Origin of the sequence: Bradyrhizobium frederickii, from assembly GCF_004570865.1 — a bacterium.
Classification (GTDB): Bacteria; Pseudomonadota; Alphaproteobacteria; order Rhizobiales; family Xanthobacteraceae; genus Bradyrhizobium; species Bradyrhizobium frederickii.
In genome coordinates this window covers 107,979-120,560 of sequence record NZ_SPQS01000010.1, presented here as the reverse complement: position 1 = coordinate 120,560, position 12,582 = coordinate 107,979, and the positions used below count along the sequence as shown (strand labels likewise).

At 66.0% G+C, this 12,582-nt stretch carries 13 protein-coding genes; 6 read left to right on the top strand and 7 right to left on the bottom strand.

Annotation, left to right across the window (positions count from 1 at the left end):
* Positions 1 to 97: 97 nt before the first annotated feature.
* From E4K64_RS18945 to E4K64_RS18935, 3 genes are all read right to left on the bottom strand, one after another.
* Positions 98 to 2,146 carry an elongation factor G gene (locus E4K64_RS18945; protein ID WP_135164876.1) on the bottom strand — a complete coding sequence of 683 codons (2,049 nt, stop codon included), beginning with the start codon at positions 2,144 to 2,146 and terminating at the stop codon, positions 98 to 100.
* 198 nt (positions 2,147 to 2,344) lie between these two features.
* Positions 2,345 to 2,824: a DUF992 domain-containing protein gene (locus E4K64_RS18940; protein WP_135164875.1), complete on the bottom strand. Its 480-nt coding sequence runs from the start codon at positions 2,822 to 2,824 to the stop codon at positions 2,345 to 2,347.
* 368 nt (positions 2,825 to 3,192) lie between these two features.
* Complete coding sequence (locus tag E4K64_RS18935; protein ID WP_135164874.1) at positions 3,193 to 4,395, bottom strand: pyridoxal phosphate-dependent aminotransferase; 1,203 nt, start codon at positions 4,393 to 4,395, stop codon at positions 3,193 to 3,195.
* Between the two features lie 658 nt (positions 4,396 to 5,053).
* On the opposite strand from E4K64_RS18935, the gene E4K64_RS18925 reads away from it, so the two are divergent.
* From E4K64_RS18925 to E4K64_RS18910, 5 genes are all read left to right on the top strand, one after another.
* Entirely contained in the window at positions 5,054 to 5,704 is a 651-nt protein-coding gene (locus E4K64_RS18925) for a glutathione S-transferase family protein (protein ID WP_135164873.1), read from the top strand.
* 160 nt (positions 5,705 to 5,864) lie between these two features.
* Positions 5,865 to 6,041 (top strand): hypothetical protein, encoded by a 177-nt coding sequence (locus E4K64_RS40390; protein ID WP_164718788.1) that lies wholly within the window; start codon positions 5,865 to 5,867, stop codon positions 6,039 to 6,041.
* 85 nt (positions 6,042 to 6,126) lie between these two features.
* Positions 6,127 to 6,273, top strand: coding sequence for a hypothetical protein (locus E4K64_RS18920; RefSeq protein WP_167772103.1), 147 nt, complete (start codon positions 6,127 to 6,129; stop codon positions 6,271 to 6,273).
* Between the two features lie 125 nt (positions 6,274 to 6,398).
* Positions 6,399 to 7,208, top strand: a complete 810-nt coding sequence (locus E4K64_RS18915; RefSeq protein WP_135164872.1) for a PAS-domain containing protein — start codon at positions 6,399 to 6,401, stop codon at positions 7,206 to 7,208.
* 277 nt (positions 7,209 to 7,485) lie between these two features.
* Positions 7,486 to 7,941, top strand: a complete 456-nt coding sequence (locus tag E4K64_RS18910) for a GNAT family N-acetyltransferase (RefSeq protein WP_126259096.1) — start codon at positions 7,486 to 7,488, stop codon at positions 7,939 to 7,941.
* A 187-nt stretch (positions 7,942 to 8,128) separates the two neighbouring features.
* On the opposite strand, the gene hmuQ is transcribed toward E4K64_RS18910, so the two are convergent.
* The 3 genes from hmuQ to E4K64_RS18895 all read right to left on the bottom strand — a co-directional run bounded on the left by hmuQ (position 8,129) and on the right by E4K64_RS18895 (position 11,370).
* Positions 8,129 to 8,452 (bottom strand): heme-degrading protein HmuQ, encoded by a 324-nt coding sequence (gene hmuQ, locus E4K64_RS18905; protein ID WP_126259095.1) that lies wholly within the window; start codon positions 8,450 to 8,452, stop codon positions 8,129 to 8,131.
* Between the two features lie 147 nt (positions 8,453 to 8,599).
* On the bottom strand, positions 8,600 to 9,820 hold the full coding sequence (locus tag E4K64_RS18900) for a DUF1501 domain-containing protein (RefSeq protein ID WP_167772117.1): 1,221 nt from the start codon (positions 9,818 to 9,820) through the stop codon (positions 8,600 to 8,602).
* A 2-nt stretch (positions 9,821 to 9,822) separates the two neighbouring features.
* Positions 9,823 to 11,370: a DUF1800 domain-containing protein gene (locus E4K64_RS18895; RefSeq protein WP_135164870.1), complete on the bottom strand. Its 1,548-nt coding sequence runs from the start codon at positions 11,368 to 11,370 to the stop codon at positions 9,823 to 9,825.
* 114 nt (positions 11,371 to 11,484) lie between these two features.
* Between E4K64_RS18895 and E4K64_RS41160 the strand changes: the two genes are divergently transcribed.
* Positions 11,485 to 11,682 (top strand): hypothetical protein, encoded by a 198-nt coding sequence (locus tag E4K64_RS41160; RefSeq protein WP_135164869.1) that lies wholly within the window; start codon positions 11,485 to 11,487, stop codon positions 11,680 to 11,682.
* A 189-nt stretch (positions 11,683 to 11,871) separates the two neighbouring features.
* On the opposite strand, the gene E4K64_RS18885 is transcribed toward E4K64_RS41160, so the two are convergent.
* Complete coding sequence (locus E4K64_RS18885) at positions 11,872 to 12,570, bottom strand: glutathione S-transferase family protein (protein ID WP_135164868.1); 699 nt, start codon at positions 12,568 to 12,570, stop codon at positions 11,872 to 11,874.
* Positions 12,571 to 12,582: the final 12 nt, after the last annotated feature.

Below are 12,582 nucleotides of genomic sequence, written 5' to 3'. Positions count from 1 at the left end.
AGCCCCTCACCCCACCCTCTCCCCGCACGAACGGGGAGAGGGCGTGAGAGAGCGGTGCCTCCCTTAATGCGCGGTCCTCACCGCGCGAGCGACAGCTTCACGCCGCGTGTTGATGCGCGGCGATAATCTGGTCGGCGGCGCGGCCGGTGACTTCGGCCATGTGATCGAACTGGCGCGTGAAGCTGCCGGCGCCAGCGGTGGCCGAGCGCAGCTCCACGATCAGTTCGCCGATCTCGGCTTCCGGCATCATGGCGCGGACGCAGTCCCAGCCGCTCCAGCCCTCGCGGGTGTCGAAGCCGAGGATCTGGCCGCGCCGCGCCGACAGGATCGCGTTGATCTTGGCGGTGGCTTCGGTCGGGCAGACGATCTCGACCACGTGGATCGGCTCCAGCAGCACCGGCTGGCATTGCGGCAGGCCTTCGTTGAGCCCGATCCGCGCCGCCGTGCGGAAGGCGAGGTCGGAGGAGTCGACGCTGTGATAGGAGCCGTCCGTCAGCGTCACCTCCACGTCGGTGACGGGGAAGCCGAGCGGACCGCGCGCCAATCCGTCGACGACGCCTTCTTCGACCGCCGGGATGTAGTTGCGCGGCACGGCGCCGCCCACCACCTTCTCGGCGAACCTGAAGCCGTCGCCGCGCGGCAGCGGCTTGATGTCGAGCACGACATCGCCGAACTGGCCGTGGCCGCCGGACTGCTTCTTGTGACGCCCGCGCTGGGTGATCGACTTGCGGATCGTCTCCTGGTAGCCGATCCCGGGCGGATGCGAGGTGACCTTGACGCCGAAGCGGTCGCGCAGCCGTTCGCCGGCGACGCGCAAATGCATTTCGCCCTGCCCCCACAAGACAGTGTCGTGGGTCTGGGCATTCTGCACGACGACCAGGGAGGGATCCTCCTCGTGCAGCCGCGCCATCGCCTGGCCGAGCTTGACATCGTCCTTGCGATCGGTGGCCGCGATCGAAATCGCGAGCACCGGCGGCGTCGGCTCGATCGTGATCAATGCCGCGGGCGGCGCCTTGCCGTTCGAGACCGTGTCGCCGGTCTTGATCGGATCGAGCTTGGCAAGCGCCACCGTGTCGCCGGCATCTGCCGCGGCGCGCTTGGTGTCGTAGGCACCGTTGACGGCGAGGATGCCTGAGATCCGCCCCACGCCGCCGGAGGACGATTGCAGCGTGGCACCGTCGTCGAGATGGCCGGCGAGCAGCCGCGTCAGCGACAGCTTTCCGCCATGCTGCGAATGCAGCGTCTTGAACACATAGCCGAGCGCGTCCTTGGTCTCGGGCACACCGAGGCGCTTTGCGGTCTCGGCGATGCCGGGCGCCTCGTGACGCAGCGCCTTCATCAGGCGCAGCACGCCGTTCTCGCGCGCGGCGGCGCCGAGCAGCACCGGACAGATCAGCCCGTCGCGCAATTCGCGGGCGAGATCGTCGAACACGGCATCGCGCGGCGGCTGGATGTCTTCGAGCAGTTGCTCCATCAGCGCATCGTCGTGATCGGCGAGCTTCTCCAGCATCGAGAAGCGGGCTTCCTTCTCGCGATCGAGATCGCCGCCTTCGAGCGCGACCACCTCGGAGGCTTTGTGCTCGCGATAGATGAAGGCGCGCTCCAGCGCGAGATCGACGAAGCCCTCGATCAGTTCGTCCTTCCAGATCGGAATCTGGCGCAGCACCAGCGGCACGCGGGAGGCGGGCTGCAGCATCGCGAGCGTCTCGCGGATGCGCTGGCTGGCGCGGTCGATCTTGTTGAGGAACAGGAAACGCGGGATCTTCAGCTCCTCCAGCTCGCGCAGGATGATCTGAAGCTGCGGCAGCTTCTTCTCGTCGGCCTCGCAGACCACGATCGCCGCATCGATCGCGGGCAGCGCGGCGCGCATGTCGTGGGCGAATTCGACGGACCCGGGACAATCGAGGAAGGTGTAGCTGTCGCCCATGAAACTCGTGGTGGCGGCAGTCAGCCCGACGGTCATCTTGTGATGACGGGCCTCTGGCGTGGCGTCGCCGACGGAAGTTCCGGCATCGACGCTGCCGGCGCGCGGGATTGCGCCCGTTCGCGCCAATATGGCTTCGAGAAGTGTGGTTTTACCGCTTTGGAAAGGGCCCACCAGCGCGATGCACCGTGGACCTCGGGGACTTCTGACGTCTTGTCCCATTCGCCGCCTCCTTTGATGTGGAGCTCGGCCCATGATTGGGTCGGCAAACGCAGATGCTCTGCCCCTCCCCGAGATTTGGCAAGCAGCAAACGTCGCTGCGCTGCGTCGGCAGTTAGATCAAGTCTTATAGTGCCTGATGCAGTCCGTGTTCCGCCTCTCCCCGGCGGGAGAGGCGAACAAACACGCTCCGCTGGCCGCTCAACGCCCCGGGCGGAGTTCCAGGCTCTCGAGGCCGGCGGCGATGTTGAGGCCGACCTGGCCCTGCACGCTGAGCGGCTGGAGCGCGATCGAATTGTTGGAGCCGCCGACCAGCACGTTGCCGCCCAGGCCGACGCCGACCGAAGCGCTGCCCTGCGCACCGGCATAATTGCCGGCGAGGTCGCCCGGGCCGAGCCGGTCAACCGGTGCGAACACACCCCAGGCCAAGGCCGTCTCCTGGGTGATGCCGATGTCGAGGCCGACCTTGCGGATCGTCGCGACGTAGCGGTCCTCGGGCAAGCCATCAGCGCGCAGCACGCAGCCGAGATGGGTCACCGATCCCACGATGAAGCCTACGCTGGCGCCTCCGCGGCATTCGAGCACGCCGACCCGCGCCATCCGCTGCTGCGCTTCACTGTTCGCGACGGAGGCAAGGAGGCTGACGGCGGTGAGCCCTGCGAGGAGGAATGAACGGCGCATGAAAAATATCTCCGGCGATGATGATGCGAGCGGAGAGAGCGCCCCACCCGCGTTGCGCGTCTATGCCACAAGAGTGCTGGAGGTGCCAGATCGAGCACGGGGGATTAGCGTGCAAACAATGAAAGGCCCGCCGGTGGCGGGCCTTTTCGCAGATATCGTAGGGTGGGCAAAGCGACTTGTCCGCCAAAGCTCGAAGAGCGACGGCGGAAGCGTGCCCACGCATTTTTTGCGATCGAGAGAGTTTTTGCGATCGAGAGAGATGGTGGGCACGGCGCTAGTGCGCCTTTGCCCACCCTACGATTCCAGACTCGCGGAGAGAACTCCCATCCCACAAGAGCGAGAAGAGGACACCGATTGCCGCGACAGGCTTACCGCAGATTGCCGCAGAAGCGCTGGATGCGCTTGCAGGCGTCTTCGAGGTCCGACGTCTTGGTCGCATAGGAGATGCGGAACGCAGGTCCGAGGCCGAAGGCCGAACCCTGCACCACCGCGACGCCCTCGGTCTCGAGCAGCTCGGTGACGAAGTCCTCGTCATTGCCGATCACCTTGCCCGACGGCGCGGTCTTGCCGATCGTGCCGGCGCAGGACGGATAGACGTAGAAGGCGCCCTCGGGACGCGGGCACTCGATCCCCTTGGCCTGGTTGAGCATGGAGACGACGAGGTCGCGCCGCTCCTTGAACATCTTGTTGTTGGCGGGGATGAAGTCCTGCGGACCGTTCAGCGCCTCGACCGAGGCCCATTGCGCGATCGAGCACGGGTTCGAGGTCGACTGCGACTGGATCGTCGACATCGCCTTGATCAGCTGCGCCGGGCCGCCGGCATAGCCGATCCGCCAGCCGGTCATGCAATAGGCCTTCGACACGCCGTTCACGGTGAGGGTGCGGTCGTAGAGCTTCGGCTCCACTTGCGCGACCGTAGTGAACTGGAAGTCGTCATAGACGAGGTGCTCGTACATGTCGTCGGTCATCACCCAGACATGGGGATGCTTCACCAGCACGTCGGTGAGCGCCTTCAGTTCCGAACGCGTGTAGGCGGCTCCCGTCGGGTTCGACGGCGAGCACAGGATCACCCATTTGGTCTTCGGCGTAATCGCGCGCTCGAGCGCCTCGGCCTGCAGCTTGAAACCGGCCGCGGCGGTGCAGACCACCGGCACCGGCTCGCCGCCGGCGAGCGCCACCATCTCGGGATAGCTGACCCAATACGGCGCGGGAATGATCACCTCGTCGCCCGGATTGATGGTGGCCATCAGTGCGTTGTAGAGCACCTGCTTGCCGCCGGTGCCGACGATGATCTGGTTCGGCTTGTAGGTGACGCCGTTCTCGCGCTGAAACTTGGCGATGATCGCCTCCTTCAGCTCGGGAATGCCGTCGACCGCGGTGTACTTGGTCTTGCCGGCTTCGATGGCGCGGATCGCCGCCAGCTTGATGTTGGCGGGCGTGTCGAAGTCGGGCTCGCCGGCGCCGAGGCCGATGACATTGCGGCCCGCCGCTTTCAGCGCGCGTGCTTTATCCGTGACCGCGATGGTCGCGGACGGCTTCACACGGTCGAGCGCAGCGGCAAGGAAGGACATCGTCATCTCCTGACAAGCGTCGTGAAACCATTCGCTTCACGACTCCGATTGTGGGAATGCAGCCACCCTAAAACGTGAGCCGCTGCACCGCAAGAAACTTCGGCCCGATCCGAGAAAGTTTACGGATCTGGAGCGGGTCGAGGCAGGATTCCCGCAATTTTCCGCAAACATGCCGCGCAAACCCCTCATATCCGGCAAGGCTTGTCCTCGGAGCAATTTCAGGCCGTTCACGATCGAGCAGAAGGTCATGATGCCCGGGCTTGCCATCTTCGCTGGAGCTTCGCCGGCCCGACACCAAGTGGCCGGCGCAACCTTGGCGTGACCCGGGTCCTAAGGCACCCACGTTCCTCGTGCCGCGGTTGAAGACGTGGATGGCCGGGTCAAGCCCGGCCATCACGATGGCAGATTTCAGCGCCCTTATCACTGCCGCTCAGCCATTCACACAAACGCGCGCGAAGATGCGCCCTCGCGTTGACGCAAGCGTGAACTGATTTGCATGGCCACGCGGAAATGATCTTCCGCCGCATTGCAATGCGGTAGGGTTTTCGAGTTTTTCTATCGGCTGACCCTTGCGGCGGATTCGCATCGGCATCATTGTTTAGCCGCGCTGCGGGGCAACGAGCGCCGCGTCTCCCGTCTTTCGGAATCGAACTCCAGAATGTACAAGCTCTATTCGATGCAACGCTCGGGCAACAGCTACAAGGTCCGCCTTGCGCTGGCGCTGCTCAACCTGCCTTACGAAGCGATCGAGGTGGACATTCTGCGCGGCGAGAGCCGCACCCCGGACTTTCTGAGCAAGAACCCGTCGGGACAGGTGCCGCTGCTGGAGGTTGGCGACGACCGTTATCTCGCCGAGTCCAACGCCATCCTCTGGTACGTCGCCGTCGGCACCCCGCTTGCGCCCGAGAATCGCATCGACCGCGCCGAGGCGCTGCAATGGATGTTCTTCGAGCAGCACGCGCTCGAGCCGAATATCGGTGCCGCCTATTTCTGGCTGTCGCTGGTCAAGGGCGGCCGCGACCTGCAAACCCATTCGCTGGAGGACTGGATGGAGCGCGGCTATGGCGCGCTTCAGGTGATGGAGAATCACCTGAGGACCAACGCCTATTTCGCCGCGCGCCAGCTCACGGTCGCCGACATCGCGCTGTACGGCTACACCCACCTGGCCGACCGCTGCGACTTCGATCTTTCGACCTTCCCGGCGATCCGGGACTGGCTGAAGCGGGTGGAAGCCGCGCCCGGCTTCGTGTCGATGGACTGGCGGCCGGCCGACGTCGACGCCCCCGCCAGCATCGCGGCCAGTGCATGACCGGCCCTGCCCCCCTGCTCCCGGGAATAGCGGGTATAAAGGTATTATTTGCCGCAATGTGGCCATTTTCAGCAGGATAGCCGCCGCAATCTTGCCGGCTGAAACTGGGAAATTGTGGAAAGTCGCGGGTGATTCGCTCGCGCGTTGAAGGATTTAGACCATGACACGGGCGTCCGGCACGGCCGGCTTTCAGGGCCATCCCGCTACCGTCGCGTCTTCCCGGCTGACCAATGCGGTTGCGGCCTCGCTCGCCGTCGCCGCACTCTCGCTGTGCCTGATCGTCACCCTGACGGTGCTGTCGACCAAGGCGACCATGGCGATGGGCCTGCCGGTCTGATTCCCGTTTCATCCCGGTCCAGTCTTCAAGGCGCCGCATGCCCCGCGTCGGCCCGCATGGCGACAGGACGTTGATGAAATCACCTGTGGTAGTCGTTGCAATCACATTGACTGCGGCCATCCTGGTCGCGGCGTCATTGTTGATCGTCGTCGGCACCCGCAAGGGTCCGGGGACGTCGACGCTGAATGCGCCTGCGCTGCAACAGCCGCTCAAGCACGCGCACTTGGCTTAAAATCATCCGAAAGCCTTACGGTTGCGAGCAAGCGCGCCCTAAGCATACCGCACGAAAACGCATCGCAGCAGTGCAACGATCCGTCAGACTTGCGGCTTACCTCCTTCGTGAGGGCGAGACTGTCCATGCGCTTCGGATGGCGTGCGATCTCCGGTCCGGTGCTGACGGCAGCAACCCTGCTGCTGGCGATGCTGTTCGATCGCTTGATCCCCGCGTCCTCGCCGGCGCCGCTGCTCGTCGGCATCGTGGCGCTCGCCGGCGCATTGTCGGGTCTCGCCTCCGCCCTCACCAGCGCAGCCATCGCGGTGATCGGTGCAACGCTGCTCGTGCTCGGCCGCCACGGCGTTTCCGCCTCCATCGCAGACCTGATCCAGCTCGGCGTCCTGGCCATCACCGCTGCCGGCACCGCCGGCATCACCGGCCTGATGCGCGAGCGGCTGCTCGGCACGTTCGCGGCCGAGCGCCGAAGCCACGCCACCGCCGCGCGGCTGTCGGCCGCGCTCGACCAGGTCGATATCGGCATCGTGCTGCTTGATGCCGAGACACGGGCCGAGTTCATCAACCGCGCGTTTCGCGATTATTTCGCCTTGCCGGACGAGATCGCCGACGGCAAGCCGCCGTTCGTCGCACTGATGTATCACGGCCGCGACACCGGTGCGTTCGAGCTGCCCGAAGACGAACTGGGCACCTTCATCGCGCAGCGCATGGAGATGGTGCGGACCGGCGATGCCACGCCGATCAACATCGCCCTGCGCAGCGGCGAAGTGCTGCGCTTCGTCTGCGCGGCGCTGCCGGACGGCGGACGGATGCTCAGCTACACCCCGGTGACCGACCTCGTGCGTCACACCGATGCGCCGTCGCGCGCCGACTACTACCGCTCGCTGCGCGATCCCACCGGCCGCAGGCTGATCCGGTATCTGCGCGTCGCGGAGTAGTCCCTGCCGAGTTAGGTAAGTCGAAGTCGCGGAGACAGCCCCTCACCCCACCCTCTCCCCGTAAGAACGGGGCGAGGGAGCGAGAGAGCGGTGCGCCCCTGACTTCAACCTCTCCCCGCACTTCTGCGGGGAGAGGTTGGATCGCACAAGCGATCCGGGTGAGTGGCATGGCACGCTTTTGCCAAGACTGAATATCCTTCCGTCTGGTAAGAGAAATCGGTCGGCACACCGATCATCCCTCACGAAGTTCTCCTTCCCCGAGATCGCGGATATCCACATGTCGCTCACCATTCGCTCCGTCACCAGGCAGGACTATGATCAATGGCTGCCGCTGTGGGACGGCTACAACGCCTTCTACGGCCGCTCCGGCCCGACCGCGCTCGCTCCCGAGATCACGCGCATGACGTGGCAGCGCTTCTTCGATGCCTATGAGCCTGTGCATGGCCTCGTCGCGGAGAGCGACGGCAAGCTGCTCGGCATGACGAACTACCTGTTCCATCGCAGCACCACGGCGATCGAGCCATCCTGCTATCTGCAGGACCTGTTCACGCTCGAATCCGCGCGCGGCAAGGGCGTCGCCTCGGCCCTGATCCATGGCGTCTACGAACGCGCAAAGCTGGCGGGATCGCCACGCGTCTATTGGCAGACGCACGAGACCAACCTCACGGCGCAGCGCCTGTACGACAAGGTCGCAGAGCGCTCCGGCTTCATCGTCTATCGCAAGATCTTCTGATCCCCGCGCACACCCTGTGGATAACTACCCCTGTCACCCGCGCGTAACATAGCGGGACTACGGTGCAGCTGCGTCTGATCAGGCCCCCCGTCACCGGTCAAGCGCCTCAAAGCGGTCCCCGTCAGTCGCCGCGTCTGACTGGGGCCGCATTTTTTGTCGGCCTCGTCAGCCTGGCAGCAGCGCGGCGCTATCTGGCGCCGCGTCCCACCGTCTGCATCACCTCAAAACCTTCGAACTGGGGATGGCCGAGATAGAGCGGCTTGTTGTCGCCTGCTTTGTGATGCGCGGCGCGAAATGCCTCCGACTTGGTCCAGGCCTCGAACGCCGCGTGGTTCGCCCAGACAGTGTGCGAGGCGTAGAGCGTATGGTCCTCGGCTTCCGGTCCGCGCAGCAGATGGAATTCGACGAAGCCCGGCACCTTGTCCAGGTGCGTGTCGCGCGAAAGCCAGACCTGCTCGAAGGCGGCCTCGGAGCCCTTGGCGACGCGGAAGCGATTCATGGCGATGTACATGGGTGCGGTTCTCCTGATGCTCGGCCCATCATGTCGTCATTCCGGGACGCGCCGCAAGGCGCGGGCCCGGAATCCATTTTGCAGCAGAAAGTATGGTGAGATGGATTCCGGGCTCGCGTCTTGCGCGCGCCGGAATGACGGCCGCTGCTATGATGCCACCAATCCCTGCATCGGCTTCGCGCTCGCGCTATCCGGGAACACGGTTTCCGCCAGCACGCGATCGGACAGGCCGAACTGTCCTTGCAGCACGCCCTTGATCACCGAGCGCAGATCCGTGGTGGGCTTGAGGTCGCGGCCTTCGTGGAGGTTCGCAAGCTTGAGGCCCGGCCAGTCCGCGATGACGCGGCCGCCCCTCACGGCGCCGCCGGCGAGCAGCGCGATCGTGCCGGTGCCGTGATCGGTGCCGTCGGTGCCGTTGATGCGCGCGGTGCGGCCGAATTCGGTGGCGACGACGACGACGCTGTCGCGCCAGCGCTCTCCCAGGCCGCCTTCGAATTCGGCGAGTGCGCCGTCGAGCCCGCCGAGCAGGAAGGCGAGGCGACCGACCGGGCCGCCTTCATTGGCATGGGTGTCCCAGCCGTCGAAGGCGAGCGCGGCGATGCGCGGGCCGTCGTCCGCCGCCATCAGCTTGGCCGCGCCGCGCGCGACCTGGCGCATCTGCGCCACCGCATTGCCGGGCTTGCGTTTCATGTCATCGCCGCTGGCGGCCTTGTCGAGTTGCAAGCCCTGCGACAGCGCCGTCGCCAGTGCGGGATCGCGGTGACGGTAGAGATCGACGAGACGCATCGCGGTGTCGTCGTCCGCCTGCGGCAGCGCCACCGGCGCCCATCCCACGGTCGGGGCGTTGCCGCGCAGCACCAGCGGCGTGGTGGGCCCGACCGCAAGACCGCTCGATACGCGCTCGCCGCGCGGCAGCGCGTCCAGCGCACGGTTCAGCCAGCCGGACTGCACGCGGCCCGGCCCGGCATAGCCGCTTTCGAGCACGTCCTGACCGTCGAAATGCGAGCGATCGCGATAGGGAGTCGACACCGCATGGATCACCGCGGCGTGCTTGTCGCGATACATGCGCGAGAATTCCGGCATGGCCGGATGCAGCGCGAAGAAGGAATCGAGCGGAATCGCGGGATGGGCGCCGTCCGCGGCGAGCGCGATCGAACCGTGCAGGCCGGCATAGTCGGGATCGCCGATCGGCGCGACGGTCGAAAGTCCGTCGAGCGCCCCGCGCAGGATCACCACGATCAGCCGGGGATCGCGCCCATCGGCTGCGCGTGCGAATTTCGGCAGGTAAGCCCAGGCCGCGAACGAGGCGCCGCCGAGCAGGAGGCCGCGGCGCGAGGTGAGGAGCCGGTTCTCGACACAGTCGATCATGATCATCTCCTCTGCATTTCCGGCGACATCAAGAGCAGCGCCAGCGCCTGCTGCCGCGACTCCGCCCGCTCGACGGTTCTGCGGGTTTCGATCGAGGCCGCATCGGCCGCGGCGAATTCGAGGAGGTCGAGCGGATCGATGTTGTTGCCGAGCCGCGCGCCGAGCTGCGCGGCGATATCGAGCCTGAGCTTGATCCCTTCGGGCGCGGCCCAGGCGGCGCTGGTGTCCGGGAAACCGTTCGGCCCTGCCGGCGACCACAGCGGCTGTCCGAGCAGATTGAGACTGTTGAGATAGGCGCCGGGGTCCTCCGGCACCCGCGCGAGCAGCCGTCCGCTCGCGACAAGGAAATCGTACGGGCTGCGCATCTTGGTCAGCGGCGCCTTCCAGGCCTCGTCGGAATCGACCAGCGTGGTCGCAAGCGCCTTGAGATCGCCGTCGGTCCTGACGAAGACGTCGCGCAGCCGCGCAACCAGCGCCGGCGGCGGATCGTCGGCAACGAAGTGACCAACGAATTTGGTGGCGATGAAGTTCGCGGTCGAGGGATGCCGCGCGATGTCGGCGAGCGCGGCCTCGCCCTGCGCGAGCCCTGCCGGCTCGTAGGTCTTGCCGAGCAGCATCTGCGGCCCCGGCTGGTGCGCATTGGCGTTGAACACGAAGGAGCCGGGGGGCCCGAGCTGGCCCTGCCGTCCGGCGAAGGTCCAGCCGGTGATGATGCGGGCGAGCGAGGTGACGTCGTCCTGCGTATAGCCGCCACCGACGCCGAGCGTATGCAGCTCCATGATCTCGCGCGCGAGATTTTCGTTCAGGCCGCGCTTGCGATTCTGGCCTGCGCGCGAGTCCGGGCCGAGCGATTGCTGGTTGTCGAGGAAGAACAGCATCGCCGGATGCTGCTCGACCGCCCTCAGCATGTCGGCGAAGCGCCCGAGCACGTGCGGCCTGATCGCCTCGCGCTCGAACGCGCCGGCCCAGATCCGCGCCAGCTCGCCCTTGCTCGCGGAGATGCAGAAATGGTTGGACCAGAACACGACGAGCCGTTCGGTGAAGCCGCACTCCGCCAGCGTCGCGCGCTGCAACCGCGCCAGGGCCTCAGCGCGGAAGGTCTTTTGGATCACGTTGAGCGGCTGCGGCGCGGGCTTTGCTGAAGGCGGCGTGGAGCCTTGCTGCATGGTCTCAGCCTTCGCCGGACTGTCGGCGGGCTTGGTCTCCGCCATCTGGCCGGCGACCTCCGTCGCGGCCGCATTCAGCGAGAGATTGCGGCGCAGCGCGGGCTTCTGTTCGGTCGGCGCCGGCATGTCGGCGGGCGCGGCGGCCTTCGCCGCCTCGCGCGCCTGCTTGACCTGATCCTGATAGGCGAAGACGGCCTGCCCGAGCTGCTGCGTCGATTGCAGACCGGGCGCCTCCAGCAGCACGCCGCTCGCGCGCGCGAGCTCCGCCTTCACGAAGCCGCGCGGATCCGAGCTTGCGTTGATGAGATCGCCCGAGGCGCCGCCGCGGGCACCGAAGCCGAAACGGTTGAGCGCAACGAGCGCGGCTTGCGAATCGCGGGCCATCAATTTGTCCTTCGCGTGCCGGGAGCCGCTTTCCGAGTCCGCGCGCGACGCCTAGTATACCGCAACGACCGATGAACCCGACATGAAAATCACGGCGAAGCTTCGACGCAAATCATGACAAATCCGAAAGAATCCTCGAAGCCGGAACCGCGCCGCCTGGCCTGCGCGCGCTGCGGCACCGAGTTTGCTTGCGATCTCTCGGGCACATGCTGGTGCGCGGAAGAAGTTGCGAAACTACCGATGCCGGTCGCGGGCGAGGATTGTCTGTGCCGCGAGTGTTTGCGCAAGGCGGCGGCAACGGCAGTATCGTAGGGTGGGCAAAGCGCAGCGCTACGATGCCGATCGGTCGCGGGCGAGGATTGCCTGGGCCGCAAGTGTTTGCGCAAGGCGGCGGCAACGGCAGTACCGTAGGGTGGGCAAAGCCCAGCGTGCCCACGCATTTTTGCGATCGAGAGAGATGGTGGGCACGGCGCAAGGGCGCCTTTGCCCACCCTACGAAGCCTACACTTGATGCCCCGGCGATTTCCGCGCCATGCCGTCGAACGCGTCGAGCAGTTTGTCCCGCCAGGCATAGATCGGATCATCCGCCTCCAACAGCTTGAACGGGCTGACCACCCGCGCCCATTGGAAACCACCGAATACGATGTAGTCGGCGTAGTTCGGCGCTTCGCCGCCGATATAGGGCGGCTTCTTCACCGTCTGCCGCATCACCTCGAGCGACTTGCGGAAGGCGACCACGCCGGTGTCGCGGCTCGCCATGACCGCTTCCAGGCTCTTGCCGCCGAAGCGCGCCTCGCGCGACGTGCGGAAATAGGCGGCGTCGACCTCGGCGAGATTGTTCGGGATGTCGGCGACGATCAGCGGAAAGATGCCGCCGACGATGGCGATGTCGCCGAAGGCGTTGATCATGCGCGCCATGGCACGGCCGCCCTCGCCGCCGAACAGCGACGGACGGTCCGGAAAATGGTCTTCGAGATAGGTCGCGATCGTCCAGGAATCGACGATCGGCTTGTCATCGTGCAGCAGCACCGGAACTTTTTCCGAGCCGTGCGGCGCAAGCGCGCTCTTCTCGGTGAACCGCCAGGGCAGCGATTCCGCCGACAATCCCTTATGCGCCAGCGCCATCCGCGTGCGCCAGCAATACGGGCTGAACGGGCGCGAGGGGTCGGTGCCGACGAGTTCGTAGAGCTTGAGTGACATGAAAGCCCTTTC